Below are 19742 nucleotides of genomic sequence, written 5' to 3'. Positions count from 1 at the left end.
GTGGAGAGTGGCGACAGTGCCGGCGCTGGTCGTCAACGCCTGGCAAAGCGTCAATGATACACCCCGCTCAGCCTGGCCTGCGGTGCACCGGATGCAACAGGAACCAGATCGCCAGGAAGGGCCACAGCACCGACAGGAATTGCGCAGCGCCGTCGAAATTGAGGAATTTGCCCTGGACCCAGGTCTCCAGCGTGGAGAGGTAATAGGGATTGGCCGGCACCGCATTGGTCACCACCAGGGCGAGGATCAGCGCCAGCGCCGCCACCCGGCGCTGCGCCGCGGGCGGTGCCCAGGTCAGTCCGGCAATCATCATGGTGCCCAGCATGATGCCGCCCACGGCGCTGGGCGAGATCCAGACGAAGGCATTCTGCGGCGCGAAGAAGAGCGCGCAGGCCAGCGATTTGGCGGCGATGCAGCCCAGCAGGTAGAGCGTGACCAGGCGTCGGCGCGGCGCCTGGCGGCCCAGCAGCAGCAACATCAACAGGGCCGCGCCGGTCAGCCCGCAGGCAGTGACGATGACGTCGGCCAGCCAGTATTGCTCGGCGCTCAGTTGCGCACTGTTGAGCCAGGTGGTGGCCAGGTCGATGGGAGTGTCGAGCAGGTCGGAAAAGAAGGCCGATACGGGCGGCACCAGGTGGCCCAGGCCGAACAGGTGGTTCTGCGGATAGATCAGCGCCAGTGGCCATAGCCCGGCGACCACCAGCCCGCGGCTGGCTTGGCTGGAGAACCAGCGTCGCCGCAGCAGCAAAAAACGGCTCTCCTGCAGGAAGTAGCGGCTGCAGGCCGCGCCCAGCAAGGCCCCGAGAGTCACGCCGATGGAATTGGTCAACAGATCCAGATTGGAGGGCACGCGGGTGGGGAGGTAGGTCTGGACCGCTTCCATGCAGGCCGACAGCAGCACCCCGGCCAGTGCAGCAGGCCAGACTGCCCACCACGGGCGCAACAGCGGATACAGGGACAGCACCAGCAGCAGGCCCAACGGGGCATAGCCGGCGACATTGGTCCAGACGTCGAAGCCGGTCCAGTAATAGGGCAGGCGCGCGCCCAGGTAATCGAAGGGCTTGATGCCGATGTCGCGCCAGCCGGAGAAGGGGTACCAGCTGGCATAGACGATCAAGAGCGTATAGACCAGCAGGCTCACGCGGGCGAACGACGAGGCCACCGGAGCGCTGGCCGGGGTGGCGGGAAGCACGGGGGCGTGGTCGGGCGGGGCGGGCATGGGCCAGAGGGTAACCGATTTCGGTGGCCTCGGGCTGACCGAGAGCAGGCTTTACATTCGCGCACAGGCCCACTGCCGTTACAATGCGCAGCATGACCCTGACTTTTCCCTTGTCCGCCGAACCCGATTCGGCACCGCTGGTGCGCCCCGAGCGCATCGGCATGTTGCTGGCCGGTTCCGATCCGCAAGGCCAGCAGCGTATCGACGTCGAGGCGGTAGCCCAGACCGGTTCCACCAACATCGACCTGATGCAACGTCTTTCCAGCCTGCAGCGCCCCTTGCTGCTGGTGGCCGACCGCCAGACCGCCGGCCGTGGCCGCGCTGGTCGGCCCTGGCGCGCCCAGCCGCAGGATTCGCTGACCTTTTCGCTGGCCTGGCGCCTGCAGCGGCCCACACACGCGCTCCTGGGCTTGCCGTTGGCCGTCGGCGTGGCCCTGGCCGAGGCGCTGGAGGTGTTCGGCATACGACCGCAATTGAAATGGCCCAATGACGTGCTGCGCGATGGCGCCAAGCTGGCCGGCATCCTGATCGAGACTGCTGCCGAGGGCGGCCGTGCCGATGCGACCTGGGCCGTCATCGGCATCGGCCTGAACCTGGGGGTGCCGTCGGGGCTGGAAGATGAATTGCAACGCGCGGTGGGATCGGCGCCCGAATTGCAGAAGCCGCCGCGCGAAACGGTGCTGGCCATCATCGTCAGCGCCTTGTCAGAGGTGCTGACCGAATTCGAACAGCGCGGCTTCGGCGCCTTCGTCAAGCGTTGGGAAACCTTCCACGCCTATGCCGGGCAGTCGGTCAAGATCGTCGATAACGGCCGTGTGGTCCATGAGGGGATTGCGCTGGGAGTGGACATGATGGGCCGCTTCCTGATCGATACCGAGGCCGGGCAGATCGAGGTGCTGGCCGGTGATGTCTCCTTGCGTCTGCAGGACGGATGATGCTGCTGGTTGACGCAGGCAATACCCGCATCAAGTGGGCCGTGGCCGACCCGGTCGCTCCGGCGCTGGGCTGCTGGCACCAGCAGGGGGCCGTGGATCGCGCCGACTTCTCGGCACTGGTGCCGCAGTGGGCCGGCCTGGCCAGGTCCGGCAGCGACTTGCAGGTGTGCATCTCCAATGTCGCCGGCGCGGCCTTGCATGAGAGTCTGCAGGCCATCCTGCTACAGGCGTTCGGCCCCCGCGTGATCGTCGAGTGGTTTGCCTCCACCCCGCAACGGGCCGGGCTGCGCAATGGCTACCGCCATCCCGGCCAGCTGGGATGCGATCGCTTTGCCGCTGCCATCGGTGCGCGCGCGCTGTTTGCCGGCGAGGAATTATTGGTGGCCACCTGCGGTACGGCCACCACCATCGACGTGGTCAGTGCCGAGGGCGTCTTCGAGGGCGGCATGATCCTGCCGGGGTTTGGCACCATGGCGACCTCGCTGGCCTTGAATACCGCCCAGTTGCCGCGCATCGATGGCGCCGCCCCGCCTGAGCGGGTGTTCGCCGACAATACGGTGGAGGCCATCGTCTCCGGTTGCATCGCCGCCCAGGTCGGGGCGATCGAGCACGCGTTGGCCGAACGTCGTCGCCAGCGTCCGCAGGCCAGCCTGCGCTGCCTGCTGGCCGGGGGCGCGGGCTTGCTGCTGGCACCTTACCTGGCGCTGGGCGAGACGCCGCTGGAAAAGGTGGATAATCTGGTGCTCATCGGCCTGCAGGTAGCGATGAACCAGGAATGCTGAGCGCCGGTCCATCCAGGCAATCGAAGAATCAACCAGGGCAAGGAAAGACAAGGCAAGGATGAAGCTGAAACTGCTTTTTTGGCTATTGCTGGCAGGTAACGTGGTCCTGTTCGGATTGACGCGTGGCTATTTCGGCGCCAGCGCCACCGAGCGCCGCGAACCCCAGCGCCTGGCCCAGCAATTGCATCCTGAACTGTTGAGCGTGTTGCCGGCCAATAGCGAAAAGCTGGCCTCGCAACTGCGCGCCCAGCCGTCCACAGCCCAGGTGGCCAGTGCGGATGCCACAGCGACGGCGCCGGCCGCTGCGGCCACGCTCACGCCCGCTACATCCACCACCTCCACCACTGCGACTCAGCCGGCTCCGACTGCCGCCACCCAGACAGTCGCCGTCACCCCCTCCTGTACCGAAGTGGGCAACTTCACCGCTGCGGATGCGCGCCGCTTCTCGGAGCAACTGGCCAGCCTGAACCTGGGTGACAAGGTGGTCCAGAAGCTGACCCAGGACGTGACCAGTCACATGGTCTATATCGCCCCCGAGGGAGGGCGCGAGGGCGCTGATCGCCGCGTTGCCGAGCTGCGCCGGTTAGGCATTGGCGACTTCTACGTCATTCCCGACAGTTTTCCCAATCCGGCGCTGCGCTATGGCGTCTCGCTGGGCATCTTCCGTACCGAGGAGGCAGCCAAGGCTTATGTCGGCCAGTTGATCTCGCGCGGGGTGCGCAGCGCACGTATCATTGCGCGTCGTTCCGGGGCCGGCAAGCAGGTGTTCCAGTTGCGTGACCTGACACCGGAAGCTCGCACTGCCCTGGAGAACATCAAGAGTGCGTTCCCCGACCAGGAAATCCGCGCCTGCAGCGCCTGAGCACGGCAACGTTGCCTGGATCGGACAGGCTGCATGTTGCGCTGCGAAGTCGGCCTGCTTTCCATGTAAAATCCCGTCCCTAAACGCATCCCCATCCCCATCCCATCCACAGGACCATGCCATGACCACCGACCTGACCCACGTAGCCCCCCAGATCAAAGCCGAAATCCTGGCCGAGGCGCTGCCGTACATCCGCAAATTCCATGGCAAGACCATCGTGGTCAAGTACGGTGGCAATGCCATGACCGAGGAAAGCCTCAAGCACGGCTTTGCCCGCGACGTGATCCTGTTGAAGCTGGTGGGCATGAACCCGGTGGTGGTCCACGGTGGTGGTCCGCAGATCGATGCAGCGCTCAAGAAGATCGGCAAGCAAGGTACCTTCGTGCAGGGTATGCGCATTACCGACGAAGAAACCATGGAAGTGGTGGAATGGGTGCTGGGCGGCGAGGTGCAGCAGGACATCGTGATGCTGATCAATCACTATGGCGGCCAGGCGGTGGGCCTGACCGGCAAGGATGGCGGCCTGATCCGTGCGCGCAAGATGCAGATGCCGGACAAGGAGCATCCGGGCGCCTACCTCGACATCGGTTACGTGGGCGAGATCGAGGCGATCAACCCGGCCGTGGTCAAGGCGCTGCAGGATGACGCCTTCATCCCCATCATCTCGCCTATCGGCTTTGGTGACGATGGCCAGGCCTACAACATCAACGCCGACGTGGTGGCCGGCAAGATCGCCGAGATCCTGCACGCCGAAAAGCTGATCATGATGACCAACATCGCTGGCGTCCAGGACAAGGCCGGTAAGCTGCTCACCGACCTGTCGGCGCGCGAGATCGATGAGATGTTCGCCGATGGCACCATCTCCGGCGGCATGTTGCCCAAGATTTCCTCGGCGCTGGATGCGGCCAAGTCGGGCGTGAACACGGTGCACATCATCGATGGTCGCATTGAGCACTCGCTGCTGCTGGAAGTGCTGACCGAACAGGCCTTCGGGACCATGATCCGTTCCCATTGATCCGTAGGCGTCAGCCCGCAAGCAAAAGGGATGAGCCAGGGATGAGCCTATACCTCATCCCTTTTTTGTTCGCCGCGCGGACAGTCGCCGATGGGCTCAATAAAGTTGTTTTACCTGCAAGCCTCGCTTGCCCAGCAATACCGGCACACTGTCCGGCCCCACCAGGTGCAGGATGCCGATGGCCGCCACGGCCTGATCCTGCCGCTGCAGTAGCTCGGCGATGCCGGCGGCCAGGCCCGGGTTGCGCTCGCGCAGCAGGGCCTGGACCGTGAAGTGGCTGGAGAAGCTGCCGTCCTCTTGCAGTTCCTTGAGCGCATTGGCAAAGCCGGCACTGTCGGCGTGGCGCCAGGCATCGACCAGGAAATCGAGCTTGCGGGTGAGGTTGGCATCGTCCAGCTCCTGCAGGGTATCGGCCAGGAACTGGATCTGTTGCGCCTGCCCCAGCTTGCTGAAGATGGCCATCTGGCGCTCGGCGCTTTCCAGTTCGACCACCTTGCCGCCATGGGCGCGCACGGTTGCGGCCAGGTGGCTGTCCACGGCCAGGTCGGTGCGGTAGCCGTGGCGCACGTATTGCTGCACGGACAAGACCATGGCCAGCATCCAGGGGCGCAGTTGCTGTACCGATGCCGGCACCATGCCCAGACCTTGCAAGGCTGACTCGGTGCGCTCGCGCAAGGGGGCGTCGAGCTGGTCCAGCAGGTGTTCGCCGGCAGGGTACAGGCCATGGCGCTGCACTGCGCTTTGCATGGCGCCGGTGTTCGCTGGGTCAAGCTCCAGCGCCAGGACGGGGGCGGCGGCCAGGGCGCGGGTCAGGCGCGGTTCCAGCGGATAGAAGTCGGGGGCGCCTACGTGGATGGTGCCGAACAGCAGCAGCGTGTGACGGCCATCGGAGACCTGGTAGAGCGCGCCACGCGGTGGCGCCGGCTGGACCGTGTCGGCGGTAGTGGCCGCCCGGGCCGGGGCCAGGAAGTTAAAGCAGGACAGCCAGGTCAAACTCACTATAATCAAACGTTGCATCAATCCGGTCACTGCTGGCCTTTCTTTCCTTGCTTGTTCAAGGCGCGTCCATGGTCGTGGCGGGCGCGCCGGTCTCATTTATGGCGCCCAATACTACACCGCTCTGGCTATTCGATCTCGACAACACCCTGCACAACGCCTCGCACGCTATCTTCCCGGCCATCAATACCAATATGAACCGCATCATCAAGCGGGTGCTGGACCATGATGGCCAGCCCAGCGACGAAGCGGCGGTCAATTATTTGCGGCGGCATTACTGGAAGCTGTACGGCGCCACCCTGCTGGGCCTGGTGCGCCATCACGGCCTGGGGGTGGATGAATTCCTGCACGAGGCGCATCTCTTCGACGACCTGCCCGGCATGGTGCGCGCCGAGCGTGGCATCGGTCGCTGGCTGTCGCAGTTGCCGGGGCAAAAGATCCTGCTGACCAATGCGCCGCGTCGTTATTCGCGCGAGCTGGTGCGTCATCTGGGGCTGCAGCGGCATTTCTCGCATCACATTTCCATCGAATCCATGCACGTGCATCGGCAATTACGGCCCAAGCCCTCGCGCCTCCTGCTGCGCAAGCTGCTGGCACGACACAAGGTGGCGCCGCGGCGCTGCATCCTGGTCGAGGATACGGTGGACAATCTGCGCAGCGCCCGCGAACTGGGCGTGCGCACGGCCTGGGTGACCCAGTACCTGCGCGGCAGTCAGGCGCTGCTGGGGCCTATCGGCGGGCAGCGGGTGCTGAGTCGCTTGCCGGCTTATGTCGATGTGAAGGTTCGTTCAGTGCGGCAGTTGCCGCGACGGCTTGTGGCGCTAGGAGCGCTGCGTTGAAGTGAAGAAGTCTACCGAAATCAGTCGGCGCAATCGGCGCACCAGCCCTTGATGGTCAGTTCCACTTCGTGACTCTGGAAACCCTTGCCCAGGGTCTTGCGCAGTGCCGATTGCAATTGCGCGGCGGTGGACTGGTGGCGTTCGGCCTCGGGCAGGACGGTGGCCAGGAAGTCGGTGCCATCGCTGGCATCCAGGCAAAATACCCGGTTGCAGCGGGTGCACTTGAAGTGGCCATGCTGGTGCTGCTTGCCTTGGGAATGGTCGTGCAGGCCATGCTCGGGGTGATCGGCCCCAGCGCTGTAGCGGAAGATGCGGTCATCGCTGGAGATCTTGTGGGCCAGGCCGGCTTCGGTGAGGCAATCCAGAGCACGGTAGAGGGTGACCCGGTCCATGTCGGCAAAGCGGTCCTGGATATCCTGGTGTGACGCCGCGCTGCGGGTTTCCAGCAACGCCCCCAGCACATTGACCCGGGCTTGCGTCACGCGCACCCCGGCCTCGCGCAACTGCGCCTCGGCCAGCGCGGTCACCGTGGCGGCTTGCGCGGCGGTGTCTGCGGAAGGAGGAAGGGCGGCTTTGGCTTTCATGGTCGGCATGGGCAGGATCACAGGTCGCCAGGATGACTGGCTGAAGAAAACGTCAGCACCAAGTGTGCGGATAGCCCTATTTTAGCCCATGCAGGCAAGGCCTTCGCCAGCGTGACGGCGGGTTGGCTATTTGTTGTCGCCTTTGCCGCCTTTATGGGCGCGCGGATGGGCCTGGTCATAGACCTGGGCCAGGCGCTGGAAGTCCAGTGCGGTATAGACCTGGGTGGCGCTGATGGAGGCGTGGCCCAGCATTTCCTGGACCGCCCGCAGGTCGCCTGAGCTTTGCAGCACGTGCGAGGCAAACGAGTGGCGCAGCATGTGCGGATGCACGTCGGTGGCCATTTCCACACCTTTGCCATGGGCCTTGAGGCGCAACTGGGTGACCCGGGGCGACATGCGTGCCCCGCGTTCATTGAGAAACAGCGCGTGCCCATCCGGCCCGCCATCGGCCCTGACCAGGCCGGCGCGCAAGGGCAGCCAATCCTGGATGGCCTGCAGGGCGGCTTTTCCTACCGGCACCTTGCGCTTCTTGCCGCCCTTGCCGGTGACCGTGACCTCGGCTTCGGCCAGGTCGATCCAGCCGGCTGATTCATAACGGCCTTCACGGACATCGGCCAGGTCGATACCCACCAGTTCGGAAACCCGCAAACCGCTGGAATAGAGCAGCTCGAACATGGCGCGGTTGCAGGCCGCTAGCGTAGAGGCGGGATCGCGCGCCGGATCGGCGTGCGACACCAGGCGGATGGCATCATCGGCAGCCAGCGCCTTGGGCAGGGGTTTGCTTTTCTTGGGCGGCTTGACGCCGTCGACCGGGTTGGCCGGCAATGCCATTCCCTCTTCCAGCGCCAGCCAGGCAAAGAATCCGCGCCAGGCCGACAGCTTGCGCGAGATCGAGCGGGCGTTGAGGCCGCGTGCGTGCAGGCGGGCGGCGCATTTGCGGATCTGGGGCTGGCTGACGTGTGGCAGGGTGGTGTCGGCAACACCGTCGTGGTCGTCCGCTGGCGCCAGCAGGGCACGCAGTTCCTGCAGGTCGCGCCCGTAGTTTTCCAGCGTATGCGGCGAGAGCTTGCGCTGGCTGCGCAGGAAGCAAAGATAGCGTCCGATCAGGGAAGAGGCCGCAGCATCCATGGGTCGACTCCTAGTGCTGGCAGCGCTGACCGGATCAGCGCAGGCGATGGATCAGCGTAGCAGGCAGGCCAGGGCGGCACTGCCAGTTTCGCCGATGCGGGTCAGGAAATCGGTGCCCATATCGATGGTGAAGCGGTTCGGGTCGGGCGAACCCAGCACCAGCAAACCGAAGGCTTCGGGCGCTGCACCCACGCGCAGCGGCAACATCGCCACCGACTTCACCGAGGCGGCATCATCCAGCCAGGAAGCGGCTTCGAACTCCTTGTTGGGACCGCAGAAGGGGGTGGACAAGCCATTGGCGAAGATGCGGGCATCCTCCGAGACTTCCTGGGTCGCCCAGTTGTCCATGTGCGTGTCAGTCAGGTTCCACAGGCGCACCGTCACTTGCGGCACGTGGAAGATCTCCTGCAACTGCGTCACCAGCACGCGCGGCAGGTCGGCGGCATCGCGCGTCAACAGCAGGGCGCGGCTCCAGGCCTGGAACTTGTTGGTGATTTCATCGTTTTCCTGGGCGATGCGCATCAACTCGGCCATGCGCAGCTCCTGCACGCGGATCTTCTCGCGCAGGATTTCCATCTGACGCTCCTGCAAGGACACGGCACGGCCCATGACCGGGCTGGTCAGCTTGACCGTGGAAAGCAGTTCCGCGTGCTCTTCGAAGAAATGCGGGTGATCGAGCAGGTAGTCGGCAATCAGGCTGGAATCCAGTTCGGTGGTCATCGTCGCGAGGTCTGTGTTGGTGTGCCGGCCGCACAAGACGTAGCGTACCGGAAATATCGCGAGATTATCCTCGCTATCGGACACCCTGACAATCATCGGCGCCGTTGGGGTGGAGCAAAATGAAAGAGGCCTGCATGATTGCTCACGCAGGCCTCTTTCGGTACGACTCAAATTTAACTCAGGTTCGAACCGATGTTTTCACATCGGTTTTGAATCCATGAATTAGAACTTGTGACGAACGCCAACGGTAACAGCGGTTTGGCTAGCATCGTTGCCGGTGGAGTCACCATACACGCCCGGGTTCTTCATGTCCTTGGCACGCAGGTTCGACACGAAAGCGTACAGGTCGGTACGCTTGGACAGCCAGTAGTCAGCACCCAGGTTGTACTGAGTCAGCTTGCCCTTGCCGTTCAGACCGTCGAAGCTAGCGGTGGTGTATTCCACAGCAGCCAGCAGCTTCAGGGACGGGCTCAGCGAGTAAGCAGTACCGAGTTCGTAGATGTCAGCCTTGTTAGCCAGGCCCAGGGTTGCGGCAGCGGCACGGTTAGCTGCGGTCAGCGGGTTCAGGGTAACAGTGGTGCCCGAGATGGTGGCACGCAGACCAGAAACGTTCAGTGCGGTGTTCAGGTCTTGCTTGACGCGCGACCAGTTACCGTACACACGTGCCGGGCCAAACTGGTAGCTGGCAACCAGGTTGAACACCTTCAGTGCGGTGTTACCTGCATTGGCGGTATTCAGACCGGTAGCGACACCGTATTGAAGTTGCGTGTTGGCGCTTGCAGTTGTTGCCGGAGCCACACCTTGGATCAGCGAAGTGTCGCTAGGAGTAGTGCCTTGCTTGGATTGGTAGTAGTTGGCACCCAGACCCAGCGGGCCGTTGTCGTACTTCGCGCCCAGGCCGAACGATTGGCCAGCCGAAGTCTTGCCAGCGGTTTCGCCGAAGCCGTAGATCAGGTTACCGGTGAAACCGTTCAGGTTAGCGGTGGTGTAGCTGATCGAGTTGTTGGTGCGGGTACCTTCCAGACGGTTCAGGTTGTGGCCGACGTTGCCGGTCACGCCACCGAAGTCGTTGACGGAGGTGTAGGCGGAGATGGTGTCAGCGAAGTCGGTTTGACGACCCAGCAGCACGGTACCGAAGCCACCCGACAGACCAACCACGGACTTGCGACGGAACAGGTTGGAGGAGGTCACGGAGTCGGAGCCTTGCAGGCCGCCGTTGTCGTTGGTGAAGCCGGTTTCCAGTTGGAACACGGCCGACAGACCGCCGCCCAGATCTTCAACGCCCTTGAAGCCGATACGCGAACCTTGGATGTTGCCGGAGTTCACTGCAAACTTGCTGCCGGTGTTGGTGCCGGTGCCGGTAGCAACCTTGCTGGTGTAGGTGATACCAGTATCAACGATACCGTAGATAGTAACGGAGCTTTGTGCTTGAGCAGCACCTGCGAACGCGCCGAGGACGGCCAGTGCCAGCAGAGATTTTTTCATTTGACATCCTTCTATAAAAATAGTCTTGAGGATCCGTACTTCTGGTCGGATGGTGAGACATTAAGGGTTCTCATTTGGCGTGGCCGTAGATTGGTCACGTGGAGGGCGGAATTTTGGTTGAAAGCGTCAATCCGCTGGAGGAGTGTTGTTTTTTTCAAACGCTTTCCTGCCCGTCAATGCCTGACAGACAAATTTAGGCTTGCAGCCTCTCCCTTCTTAACGGCATGGCAGCGCGAAACTTGATCCGTTGCGTATCGCCCGTAGTGATGTTGTTAAAACGATGCATTTCGAATCTTTTCGAGTGTTTTTTAAAAAAAATTCGATTGTGGGGCATAATTTTGGCTTTCTGACCTGATGTGGAGGGTGGATGGCCACTCGCGAGGATCTTGCAATCATCCGCGCAGCGCGTGCCGGACAGGCCCAGGCGCAGTTGACCCTGGGCAAGCGTTACCTCTTTGGCGGCAACGGTTTGCCGCAAAGTGCGGGCACCGCCTTGCACTGGCTGGAGCGGGCAGCCCGCCAAGGGTTGGCCGATGCCTGGATGCTCATTGCCCAGCATATTCCCTATGAAGTCGTGACCTCGTTGGCCCAGCCGCACGAGGCCGCACAGTGGTATGAACGCGCCTTTGATGCCGGCCTCACCCCAGCCGGCCTGGTCTATGCCCGCCTGGTGCTGGAGCACCCGGCCGGTGCGGCGGTGGCTAGCGCCGATATGAAGGAAAAAGCCATCCGCGCGCTGGAAGCCGTCGCCCGCGAGGGCGACCCGGATGCCCAGTGGCTGCTGGCGCGCCAAGCTGAACGAATGTTCAAACATGCCCCCGTCGCCTCGGCCAGCGAACCGGCGCCCGCGCGGGTGGTTGCGGCCGACGCCTTGCAGCAATGGACCCAGAAGGCTGCCGACGCCGGCATCGAGCAAGCCCAACATGCGCTGGCCGATCGTGCCTGGCAGCAGTCCGACTTCGCCGCGTTTGGTCAGCGCGCCCAGCCGCTGGCCGATGCCATGTTGCGCCAGCACGAAGCCCTGGTGGCCCAGCTCAATGCGCCCTCCGAGGCGCTGGCCGCGGCCTTGGGCGCGCAGAATATCCAGTTGCTGCGGCGCCTGGCCGAGGTGCAACTGGCCGACAAGCGCCCCGACCTGTTGTACGCCCAGCAATTGCTGGAGCTGGCCGCGCTGGCCTGCGACCGCGATGCGCAACTGGCGCTGGGCCTGCTCTATGGCAGGGTCGATGCTTCCGGTACGCGGCGCTTTGCCGGCCAAGGTTCGGCCAATTACAAGAAGGCCATCCGCTGGCTGACCCTGGCCGGCGAGCAGGGGATGGCTGCGGCTTGGTACGTGCTGTCGCGGATCTACCTCAAGCCGGAATTTTCCCAGCGCAATCTTGCCGATGTGCAGCATTACCTGGAGCGCGCCGCCGAGATGGGGCATGTGGAAGCACAACTGGAATGCGGGGTGGGTGCCTGGCGCAATCGGCGCGATGATCCGGCCAATGACGTGCGCGCCCTGTACTGGCTGCAAAAGGCTGCCACGCAAGGCGCCTCACAGGCGCAAGCCTTGTTGGACAAGGTGGCCGACCGCCCCCAGGCCGCCTCCTGGGCAGTGCAGGCGCGGGCCCAACTGAGCCGCGAGCAGATCAATGCTCATCCTTTCCTGGCGGCGCGCATCGAACTGGCAGCGCTGTTCGGCCTGACCCGGCCGGAAGCCCTGCTGATCGACCTCAAGCAGGCCGATTGCGGACATTGTCTGGTGGTCGATATCCGCAGCCAGTACGCCCGCAGCAAGCGGCGCCTGATCATGGTCGAGACCGGCGAGCAGCGCGGCGCGCTCAACCGCATCGGCCGCCTGTTCGAGGATATGGATTGCGGCCCCAGCGGCCCGGAGGGTAATTACCGCCAGCGGCTGTATCGTCTCAAGACCGTGCTGCCGCAGTCGCAAGAAGAGGATGAGGCGCAAGAGCAGGGACTGGCGGCCTGAGTTCCACGGCATCGCTGGCATAGAAACGGACACGGCTTGCTGGAGCTAACCAGCAAGCCGTGTTTTTACATCTGGGTTTTACATCTGAGTCTGATATCAAAACTTAGAGGTCAGAGCTCTGATCTCTAAGTTTTCCTCGCCTCAAAGCTGATCCGGCAATTCGATCTCGCCTTCGAACACCGTCACCGCCGGACCGGTCATCATCACCGGCGCGCCCGGCCCAGCCCAGGCAATGTTGAGCAGGCCGCCATGGGTCTGCACCGCCACCGGCGAATCCAGCAGGCCGCGACGGATGCCCGCCACCACCGCAGCACAGGCACCGGTGCCGCAGGCCAGGGTTTCGCCGGCACCGCGTTCGTAGACGCGCAGACGGATGTGATGACGGTCGAGCACCTGCATGAAGCCGGCATTGACGCGCTTGGGGAAGCGCGCATGGTGTTCGATCAGCGGACCCTCCACCAGCACCGGGGCAGCTTCGCTGTCTTCCACCACCTGCACCGCATGGGGGTTGCCCATCGACACCACCGAGATCCAGGTGGTCTTGCCGGCCACCTCCAGCGGCCACAGCGTGTCATCGGCTTGCTGGCGATGTTGCAGGTTGCGGCTGTCGAAGGGCACCTCGGCCGGGGTCAGGATGGGCGCGCCCATGTCCACGGTGATCTGGCCATCTTCTTCCAGGCGCGGCTCGATCACGCCCGACATGGTTTCCACCCGGATGGCGCGCTTGTCGGTCAAGCCCTTCTCGGTGACGAAGCGCACGAAGGCGCGTGCGCCGTTGCCGCATTGCTCGACTTCGCCGCCATCGGCGTTATAGATGCGGTAACGGAAATCGACTCCGGCACCTTGCGCTTTCTCCACCACCAGCATCTGGTCGGCGCCGATGCCGAAACGGCGGTCGGCGATGAATTGCCACTGGGCGGGGGTGAGCGAAATGGCCTGGTTGACGGCATCGAGCACGACGAAGTCGTTGCCGGCGCCATGCATCTTGGTAAATTTGATTTTCATCACATCATTATAAGTACGCCGCGCCCGATTCACAGGGCGGCGGGGTGGTCATTGCTGGCCCTTGCGATAGACGTCCGGTTGGCCCGGCGGGCGGTTCTTGAAACGCTTGTGCGCCCAGAAATATTCGGTCGGGGCTTCCAGCACGCGTTCTTCGATGAAGGCATTCATGCGGCGGGTGGCGGCCACGATGTCTTGGCCCGGATAGTCGTCCCAGGCCGGATAGAAGGTGGTCTTCCAGCCGCGATAGTCGGGCAGGAAGGTGGTGATCACCGGCACCACCGAGGCGCCGGTGGCCGCAGCGATGCGGGCGGTGGCGGTGAGGGTGGAGGCCGGCACGCCGAAGAAGGGCACGAACTCGGCATCGCGGGTGCCGAAGTCCATGTCGGGCAGCATGATGAAGGGCAGGCCTTCGCGCATGGCGCGGATGATGGGCTTGACGCCCTTTTCGCGCGCCAGCAGCGTTACCGGGCGAAAGCGCGAGCGGCCCTTGAGCAGGGCCTGGTCCACCACCTCGTTCTGCTGGCGGGCGTAGATGGTGCAGACCGAATAGTCCGAATTGAGCACCAGCGCGATGCCGGGGATTTCCAGGCAGACGAAGTGCGGACACAGCAGGATGGTGGGGCCCTTGTCGAGCGTTTCGAAGGGGATGCCGGGCTCGACCTGGATCAGGCGCTTCAAGCGCGACTCCGGCGCCCACCACAGGATGCCGCGTTCCAGGGCGCTGCGGGCATAGGCCTGGAAATGGCGGCGCGCGATCCGGCGGCGTTCCTGTTCGGTCTTTTCGGGAAAGCACAGGCGCAAGTTGATCAGGGTGATGCGCCGGCGCGGCCGCATATACATATAGAGCAGCCAGCCCAGCGCCTCACCCAGCCGCCCCAGGATGGGCAGTGGCAACCAATGCAGCAGCCACATCAGCCCGATCAGCGCCCTCATTGTGCCGCTCCCGGCGGGGTGACGCCGCGCGGCGTCTTGTAGCGGTTGTAGCTCCAGATGTATTGCGCGGGGCAGCGGGCGATCAGCTTTTCCATGGCGGAATTGATGGCGCGCGCTTGTTGCTCGGGCGTGTCGCCCAGCTCGCCCTCGAAGGGTACGAAGTGGATCGCATAGCCACGGCCCCAGGACAGGCGCTCGGCATAGGCCAGGATGATGGGGGCGCCGCTCATCTGTTGCAGCTTGGCCGGCAGGGTCATGGTATAGGCCGGCTTGCCGAAGAAGTCGGCCCATACGCCTTCGCCGTTTTGCGGCACCTGGTCGGGCAAGAGGCCGATGGCCTGGCCATTCTTGAGCGCCTTGAGCAGGATGCGCACACCGGCCAGGTTGGCCGGCGCCAGGTGCAGGTTGGCGCGGGCGCGCGCGCCTTCGATCAAGGGCTTGAGCGCGGCCTTGCGCGGCGGGCGGTATAGCACGCTCAGGCTGCTGTGGCGCGCCACCGACTGCGCCGAGATTTCGAAGCAACCCAGGTGCGGGGTCAGAAAGACGATGCCGGCCTTGGCATCGAGCGCCTGCTGGACCAGCTCCCAGTTGACGATGCGGGCGGTGCGCAGCACCCGCTTGGGGTTGGCGCACCAGATGAAGGGCAGTTCGAACATGCCCTTGCCGGCTTCGCCCACGGCCTTCAACAGACTGCTGCGGTGGCCGGCCAGCGTGATGTTGTCGGTCAGGCGGCGGCGATAGGCGGGCGAGAGCAGGAACACCAGCCAGCCTACCGCCACGCCGATGGCGTGCAAGGCCGGCAACGGCAGGAAGGAGAGCAGGCGGAATAAAGAAACGAGCATACTTGCCGATAACAAAAAGGCGGAGTTGCTCCGCCGTCAAATTGCAGAAAAATGCAAGAGGCGTAAAATAGCACAAGCCGTCGAGTTAATGACAACTTGCGAGACGGGGTACAAATATCGCTAAAGCGTCGCAGGCACGACTAACGATGGGCCGCGACATTTGCTAAATCGTTTACAGTTCGAGGCTTGCATGTCCAATCAATATCTCTTCACTTCCGAATCGGTCTCCGAAGGCCATCCCGACAAGGTCGCCGACCAGATCTCGGACGCCATCCTGGATGCCATCTTCACCCAGGACCCGTATTCCCGCGTGGCCGCCGAAACCCTGTGCAACACCGGTCTGGTGGTGCTGGCCGGTGAAATCACCACGCGCGCCAACGTCGACTACATCGATGTGGCCCGCGAAACCATCAAGCGCATCGGCTACGACAATGCCGACTTCGGCATCGACTACAAGAGCTGCGCCGTGCTGGTGGCCTACGACAAGCAATCGCCCGACATCGCCCAGGGCGTGGATGAAGGCCGTGGCGTGGACCTGGAGCAAGGTGCCGGCGACCAGGGCCTGATGTTCGGCTATGCCTGCAATGAAACCCCGGAACTGATGCCGGCCGCGATCTACTACGCGCACCGCATCGTCGAGCGCCAGTCGCAACTGCGCAAGGATGGTCGCCTGCCCTGGTTGCGCCCGGACGCCAAGTCGCAGGTCACGCTGAAGTACGTGGATGGCAAGCCGGTGGCCATCGATACCGTGGTGCTGTCGACCCAGCATTCGCCCGACATCGAGCAGAAGGACATCCACGAAGCCGCCATCGAGGAAATCATCAAGCCGGTGCTGCCGGCCGAGTGGCTCAAGAACACCCGCTACCTGATCAACCCCACCGGCCGCTTCGTCATCGGTGGCCCGCAAGGCGACTGCGGCCTGACCGGTCGCAAGATCATCGTCGATACCTACGGTGGCGCTGCGCCCCACGGTGGTGGCGCCTTCTCCGGCAAGGACCCGTCCAAGGTCGACCGTTCGGCCGCCTACGCCGGCCGCTACGTGGCCAAGAACATCGTCGCCGCCGGCCTGGCCGAGCGTTGCCAGATCCAGGTGTCGTACGCCATCGGCATCGCCAAGCCGACCTCGGTCATGGTGACCACCTTCGGTACCGGCAAGATCAGCGATGAAAAGCTGGCCGAGCTGGTGCAGGAACACTTCGACCTGCGCCCCAAGGGCATCGTGCAGATGCTGGACCTGCTGCGCCCGATCTACGCCAAGACCGCCGCCTATGGCCACTTCGGCCGCGAAGAGCCGGAATTCACCTGGGAGCGCACCGACAAGGTCGCCGCCCTGCGTGCTTCGGCCGGTCTGTAATCCAGCCCATCCGGCGCGGGCCGGGTGGTGGAAATTCACCGCTTGTTCGGAGGATTGACTAACGCCCGTCCCGCGCTACAATGCTGTTCCCGTGGCTTTCAGGTCACGACCCGTACCGACGTTGGCATTGCGCCTGGTATGCGAAACCTCACAATGCCTCACCGCTGCAAGGAGCGTTGCGACAGGGACATCCCTGCCAGGCTTGAAGCGGTGAACAGGCGCAGGTCGCCTGGCAACCGCGCTCACGTTACTTTTTTTCTGGCTTTTACATGAAAGGAGGGCGTGAACAGCGCCATTGCCATGACTACTCAAACGAATCAACAAGACTACATCGTCGCCGACATCAAGCTGGCCGACTGGGGCCACAAGGAAATCAAGATCGCCGAAACCGAAATGCCGGGCCTGATGGCGATCCGCGAGGAATTCGCCGCATCCCAGCCCCTGAAGGGCGCCCGCATCACCGGTTCGCTGCACATGACCATCCAGACCGCCGTGCTGATCCAGACTCTGGAAGCACTGGGCGCGCAAGTGCGCTGGGCCTCCTGCAATATCTACTCGACCCAGGACCACGCCGCTGCCGCCATCGCTGCCAACGGCACTCCGGTCTTCGCCATCAAGGGCGAAACCCTGGATGAATACTGGGAATATACCCACCGCATCTTCGAATGGACCGACGGCGGCTATTCCAACATGATCCTGGACGATGGCGGCGACGCTACCCTGCTGCTGCACCTGGGCGCCCGCGCCGAGACCGATATCTCGGTGCTGGCCAAGCCCGATTCGGACGAAGCCGTGTGCCTGTTCAACGCCATCAAGCGCTACCTGGCCAAGGACGCCCACTGGTACTCCAAGCGTCTGAAGGAAATCAAGGGCGTCACCGAAGAGACCACCACCGGCGTGCATCGCCTGTACCAGATGCACAAGGAAGGCAAGCTGGCCTTCCCGGCCATCAACGTCAACGACTCGGTCACCAAGTCCAAGTTCGATAACCTCTACGGTTGCCGCGAATCGCTGGTGGACGGCATCAAGCGCGCCACCGACGTGATGATCGCCGGCAAGGTCGCCATCGTGGCCGGCTACGGTGACGTCGGCAAGGGCTCGGCCCAGGCCTTGCGCGCCCTGTCGGCGCAAGTGTGGGTCACCGAGATCGACCCGATCTGTGCCTTGCAGGCCGCCATGGAAGGCTATCGCGTGGTGACCATGGATTACGCTGCCGAACACGGCGACATCTTTGTCACCTGCACCGGCAACTACCATGTGATCACCCATGAGCACATGAAGAAGATGAAGGACCAGGCCATCGTCTGCAACATCGGCCACTTCGACAATGAAATCGAAGTCGCCGCCCTGAAGCAGTACACCTGGGAAAACATCAAGCCGCAGGTCGACCACGTGATCTTCCCCGATGGCAAGCGCATCATCCTCTTGGCCGAAGGCCGCCTGGTCAACCTGGGTTGCGCCACCGGTCACCCGTCCTACGTGATGAGCTCGTCCTTCGCCAACCAGACCATTGCCCAGATCGAATTGTTCGTCAATACCAAGGACTACCCGGTGGGCGTCTACACGTTGCCCAAGCACCTGGATGAAAAGGTCGCCCGTCTGCAGTTGAAGAAGCTCAACGCCCAGTTGAGCGAACTCACGCCCGAACAGGCTGCCTACATCGGTGTGAAGATCGAAGGTCCGTACAAGGCCGATCACTACCGCTACTGATCGCTGCCGAGGCCGGCGCTGCGCCGGCCTGGCATATATCAACCTTGTATCAGCCTTGTTGCAGAGCGCAGCGCTTGCATCGCCCGACCGGGTGGTGCAAGCTCTGCGGCTGTGTCTATTACTGCCCCGACGGGGTCGAAAGGAATTTCCGTGCGCCTGCTGCTGACCTGGCTCATCAATGCCCTGGCCTTGCTGGCCGTTCCCTACCTGATGCACTCGGTCCAGGTCGAGAGCTTGGGCTCGGCGCTGCTGGCCGCGCTCATCCTGGGTTTCGTCAATACCATCGTGCGCCCGGTGCTGGTGGTGCTGACCCTGCCGGTGACGGTAGTGACGCTGGGCCTGTTCATCCTGGTCATCAATGGCCTGATGTTCTGGGTGGTGGCGCAACTGGTGGGCGGCTTCCACGTAGCCGGCTTCTGGTCTGCCGTGGGCGGCGCGCTGCTCTATAGCATCGTCTCCTGGGCGCTCTCGACCCTGTTGCTCAAATCGGGATCGAATCCATGAGCACACCTAATTTCAGTATCGAATTCTTCCCGCCCAAGACCGCTGAAGGCGCGGAAAAACTGCGCGCCACCCGCGCCAAGCTGGCCGCGCTGCAGCCCAAGTATTTCTCGGTGACCTTCGGCGCCGGTGGCTCCACCCAACAAGGCACGCGCGACACCGTGCTGGAGATCGTCGGCGAAGGCCATGAAGCCGCACCGCACCTGTCCTGCATCGGTAGCTCCCGCGCCAGCCTGCGCGCCATCCTGGAAGACTATCGCGCCAACGGCATCAAGCGCCTGGTGGCGTTGCGGGGCGACCTGCCCAGCGGCTATGGGGCCATGGACCAGGCGTCCAGCGAATTCCGCTATGCCAACGAGCTGGTCGAGTTCGTGCGCGCCGAGACCGGTGACTGGTTCCACATCGAAGTGGCGGCCTACCCGGAAATGCATCCGCAAGCCCGCTCGCCGCAGGACGACGTGCAGAACTTCGCGCGCAAGGTCAAGGCCGGCGCCAATTCGGCCATCACCCAGTATTTCTACAATGCGGATGCCTATTTCCGCTTCGTCGATGAAGCCGCCAGGCTGGGTGCGAACGTGCCGGTGATCGCCGGCATCATGCCCATCACCAACTATTCGCAACTGGTGCGCTTCTCCGACATGTGCGGCACCGAAATCCCGCGCTGGATCCGTCTGAAGCTGGCCAGCTATGCCGACGACACGGAATCGATCCGCGCCTTCGGCCTGGAAGTGGTCACCCAGCTATGCGAACGCCTGCTGGCCGGTGGTGCTCCTGGTTTGCATTTTTATTCACTGAACCAGGCCGGACCGACCCAGGCCATCTGGCAGCAGCTGGTGAAGTAGGCGGCGCCTGCCTCCCAA

The 19742-nt window shown here is 63.5% G+C and carries 19 protein-coding genes and 1 riboswitch; of the genes, 10 read left to right on the top strand and 9 right to left on the bottom strand.

The genetic code is table 11. The annotated features are described in order from the left end of the window. Positions 1 to 67: 67 nt before the first annotated feature. On the bottom strand, positions 68 to 1219 hold the full coding sequence (locus tag RC54_RS22420; protein WP_061789429.1) for a VanZ family protein: 1152 nt from the start codon (positions 1217 to 1219) through the stop codon (positions 68 to 70). A gap of 83 nt (positions 1220 to 1302) precedes the next feature. On the opposite strand from RC54_RS22420, the gene RC54_RS22415 reads away from it, so the two are divergent. The 4 genes from RC54_RS22415 (at position 1303) to argB (ending at position 4813) form a co-directional block, all read left to right on the top strand. Beyond that, positions 1303 to 2154 carry a biotin--[acetyl-CoA-carboxylase] ligase gene (locus RC54_RS22415; protein ID WP_058896996.1) on the top strand — a complete coding sequence of 284 codons (852 nt, stop codon included), beginning with the start codon at positions 1303 to 1305 and terminating at the stop codon, positions 2152 to 2154. Beyond that, a complete protein-coding gene (locus RC54_RS22410; RefSeq protein ID WP_061789430.1) occupies positions 2151 to 2936 on the top strand; it encodes a type III pantothenate kinase in 786 nt (261 codons plus the stop codon). The genes RC54_RS22415 and RC54_RS22410 overlap by 4 nt, the downstream gene beginning before the upstream one ends. 58 nt (positions 2937 to 2994) lie before the next feature. Beyond that, on the top strand, positions 2995 to 3798 hold the full coding sequence (locus tag RC54_RS22405; RefSeq protein WP_058896994.1) for an SPOR domain-containing protein: 804 nt from the start codon (positions 2995 to 2997) through the stop codon (positions 3796 to 3798). A 121-nt stretch (positions 3799 to 3919) separates the two neighbouring features. After that, positions 3920 to 4813 carry an acetylglutamate kinase gene (gene argB / locus RC54_RS22400; RefSeq protein ID WP_017449731.1) on the top strand — a complete coding sequence of 298 codons (894 nt, stop codon included), beginning with the start codon at positions 3920 to 3922 and terminating at the stop codon, positions 4811 to 4813. Between the two features lie 96 nt (positions 4814 to 4909). On the opposite strand, the gene RC54_RS22395 is transcribed toward argB, so the two are convergent. After that, the gene (locus RC54_RS22395) at positions 4910 to 5830 is read right to left on the bottom strand and encodes a TraB/GumN family protein (protein ID WP_058896993.1); all 921 of its coding nucleotides are present in this window, start codon (positions 5828 to 5830) and stop codon (positions 4910 to 4912) included. Between the two features lie 80 nt (positions 5831 to 5910). Here RC54_RS22395 and RC54_RS22390 point away from each other — a divergent pair, with 80 nt between their 5' ends. Continuing rightward, positions 5911 to 6648 (top strand): HAD-IA family hydrolase, encoded by a 738-nt coding sequence (locus tag RC54_RS22390; RefSeq protein WP_061789446.1) that lies wholly within the window; start codon positions 5911 to 5913, stop codon positions 6646 to 6648. Between the two features lie 20 nt (positions 6649 to 6668). Here the strand turns inward: RC54_RS22390 and RC54_RS22385 are convergent, their stop codons facing one another. The 4 genes from RC54_RS22385 to RC54_RS22370 all read right to left on the bottom strand — a co-directional run bounded on the left by RC54_RS22385 (position 6669) and on the right by RC54_RS22370 (position 10565). Then, on the bottom strand, positions 6669 to 7241 hold the full coding sequence (locus RC54_RS22385) for a Fur family transcriptional regulator (protein WP_058897665.1): 573 nt from the start codon (positions 7239 to 7241) through the stop codon (positions 6669 to 6671). A 117-nt stretch (positions 7242 to 7358) separates the two neighbouring features. Further along, a complete protein-coding gene (locus RC54_RS22380) occupies positions 7359 to 8360 on the bottom strand; it encodes a tyrosine recombinase XerC (protein ID WP_061789431.1) in 1002 nt (333 codons plus the stop codon). A gap of 51 nt (positions 8361 to 8411) precedes the next feature. Continuing rightward, complete coding sequence (locus tag RC54_RS22375; protein ID WP_058896991.1) at positions 8412 to 9080, bottom strand: DUF484 family protein; 669 nt, start codon at positions 9078 to 9080, stop codon at positions 8412 to 8414. A gap of 222 nt (positions 9081 to 9302) precedes the next feature. Continuing rightward, positions 9303 to 10565 carry a porin gene (locus tag RC54_RS22370; protein ID WP_061789432.1) on the bottom strand — a complete coding sequence of 421 codons (1263 nt, stop codon included), beginning with the start codon at positions 10563 to 10565 and terminating at the stop codon, positions 9303 to 9305. Positions 10566 to 10932: 367 nt separating this feature from the next. Here RC54_RS22370 and RC54_RS22365 point away from each other — a divergent pair, with 367 nt between their 5' ends. After that, positions 10933 to 12537, top strand: a complete 1605-nt coding sequence (locus tag RC54_RS22365; RefSeq protein ID WP_061789433.1) for a tetratricopeptide repeat protein — start codon at positions 10933 to 10935, stop codon at positions 12535 to 12537. A gap of 141 nt (positions 12538 to 12678) precedes the next feature. Here the strand turns inward: RC54_RS22365 and dapF are convergent, their stop codons facing one another. The 3 genes from dapF to RC54_RS22350 are packed head-to-tail and all read right to left on the bottom strand — an operon-like array spanning position 12679 to position 15317. After that, a complete protein-coding gene (gene dapF / locus RC54_RS22360) occupies positions 12679 to 13542 on the bottom strand; it encodes a diaminopimelate epimerase (protein ID WP_058896988.1) in 864 nt (287 codons plus the stop codon). 48 nt (positions 13543 to 13590) lie between these two features. Next, positions 13591 to 14475, bottom strand: a complete 885-nt coding sequence (locus RC54_RS22355; protein ID WP_061789434.1) for an LpxL/LpxP family acyltransferase — start codon at positions 14473 to 14475, stop codon at positions 13591 to 13593. Continuing rightward, entirely contained in the window at positions 14472 to 15317 is an 846-nt protein-coding gene (locus RC54_RS22350; RefSeq protein ID WP_058896986.1) for a lysophospholipid acyltransferase family protein, read from the bottom strand. The genes RC54_RS22355 and RC54_RS22350 overlap by 4 nt, the downstream gene beginning before the upstream one ends. A 190-nt stretch (positions 15318 to 15507) precedes the next feature. Between RC54_RS22350 and metK the strand changes: the two genes are divergently transcribed. From metK to metF, 4 genes are all read left to right on the top strand, one after another. Beyond that, positions 15508 to 16671, top strand: a complete 1164-nt coding sequence (metK, locus tag RC54_RS22345; RefSeq protein WP_044529591.1) for a methionine adenosyltransferase — start codon at positions 15508 to 15510, stop codon at positions 16669 to 16671. A 162-nt stretch (positions 16672 to 16833) separates the two neighbouring features. Beyond that, positions 16834 to 16922: riboswitch (S-adenosyl-L-homocysteine riboswitch) on the top strand. 49 nt (positions 16923 to 16971) lie between these two features. Next, entirely contained in the window at positions 16972 to 18381 is a 1410-nt protein-coding gene (ahcY, locus tag RC54_RS22340) for an adenosylhomocysteinase (RefSeq protein WP_373281441.1), read from the top strand. 150 nt (positions 18382 to 18531) lie between these two features. After that, complete coding sequence (locus tag RC54_RS22335) at positions 18532 to 18885, top strand: phage holin family protein (protein ID WP_017449718.1); 354 nt, start codon at positions 18532 to 18534, stop codon at positions 18883 to 18885. Beyond that, positions 18882 to 19724 (top strand): methylenetetrahydrofolate reductase [NAD(P)H], encoded by an 843-nt coding sequence (gene metF, locus RC54_RS22330; RefSeq protein WP_058896984.1) that lies wholly within the window; start codon positions 18882 to 18884, stop codon positions 19722 to 19724. Before RC54_RS22335 ends, metF begins: the two co-directional genes overlap by 4 nt. The last annotated feature ends 18 nt before the right edge of the window (positions 19725 to 19742 follow it).

This window comes from Herbaspirillum rubrisubalbicans (assembly GCF_003719195.1).
GTDB classification, from domain to species: Bacteria; Pseudomonadota; Gammaproteobacteria; order Burkholderiales; family Burkholderiaceae_D; genus Herbaspirillum; species Herbaspirillum rubrisubalbicans.
The sequence above is the reverse complement of the archived record's forward strand: the minus strand, read 5'-3'. Positions and strand labels throughout refer to the sequence as shown.

Coding starts and splice junctions, on each gene's coding strand:
- RC54_RS22420 (WP_061789429.1), bottom strand. CDS start 1,219: ATGCCCGCCCCGCCCGACCACGCCCCCGTGCTTCCCGCCACCCCGGCC.
- RC54_RS22415 (WP_058896996.1), top strand. CDS start 1,303: ATGCGCAGCATGACCCTGACTTTTCCCTTGTCCGCCGAACCCGATTCG.
- RC54_RS22410 (WP_061789430.1), top strand. CDS start 2,151: ATGATGCTGCTGGTTGACGCAGGCAATACCCGCATCAAGTGGGCCGTG.
- RC54_RS22405 (WP_058896994.1), top strand. CDS start 2,995: ATGAAGCTGAAACTGCTTTTTTGGCTATTGCTGGCAGGTAACGTGGTC.
- argB (WP_017449731.1), top strand. CDS start 3,920: ATGACCACCGACCTGACCCACGTAGCCCCCCAGATCAAAGCCGAAATC.
- RC54_RS22395 (WP_058896993.1), bottom strand. CDS start 5,830: ATGCAACGTTTGATTATAGTGAGTTTGACCTGGCTGTCCTGCTTTAAC.
- RC54_RS22390 (WP_061789446.1), top strand. CDS start 5,911: ATGGCGCCCAATACTACACCGCTCTGGCTATTCGATCTCGACAACACC.
- RC54_RS22385 (WP_058897665.1), bottom strand. CDS start 7,241: ATGCCGACCATGAAAGCCAAAGCCGCCCTTCCTCCTTCCGCAGACACC.
- RC54_RS22380 (WP_061789431.1), bottom strand. CDS start 8,360: ATGGATGCTGCGGCCTCTTCCCTGATCGGACGCTATCTTTGCTTCCTG.
- RC54_RS22375 (WP_058896991.1), bottom strand. CDS start 9,080: ATGACCACCGAACTGGATTCCAGCCTGATTGCCGACTACCTGCTCGAT.
- RC54_RS22370 (WP_061789432.1), bottom strand. CDS start 10,565: ATGAAAAAATCTCTGCTGGCACTGGCCGTCCTCGGCGCGTTCGCAGGT.
- RC54_RS22365 (WP_061789433.1), top strand. CDS start 10,933: ATGGCCACTCGCGAGGATCTTGCAATCATCCGCGCAGCGCGTGCCGGA.
- dapF (WP_058896988.1), bottom strand. CDS start 13,542: ATGAAAATCAAATTTACCAAGATGCATGGCGCCGGCAACGACTTCGTC.
- RC54_RS22355 (WP_061789434.1), bottom strand. CDS start 14,475: ATGAGGGCGCTGATCGGGCTGATGTGGCTGCTGCATTGGTTGCCACTG.
- RC54_RS22350 (WP_058896986.1), bottom strand. CDS start 15,317: ATGCTCGTTTCTTTATTCCGCCTGCTCTCCTTCCTGCCGTTGCCGGCC.
- metK (WP_044529591.1), top strand. CDS start 15,508: ATGTCCAATCAATATCTCTTCACTTCCGAATCGGTCTCCGAAGGCCAT.
- ahcY (WP_373281441.1), top strand. CDS start 16,972: ATGACTACTCAAACGAATCAACAAGACTACATCGTCGCCGACATCAAG.
- metF (WP_058896984.1), top strand. CDS start 18,882: ATGAGCACACCTAATTTCAGTATCGAATTCTTCCCGCCCAAGACCGCT.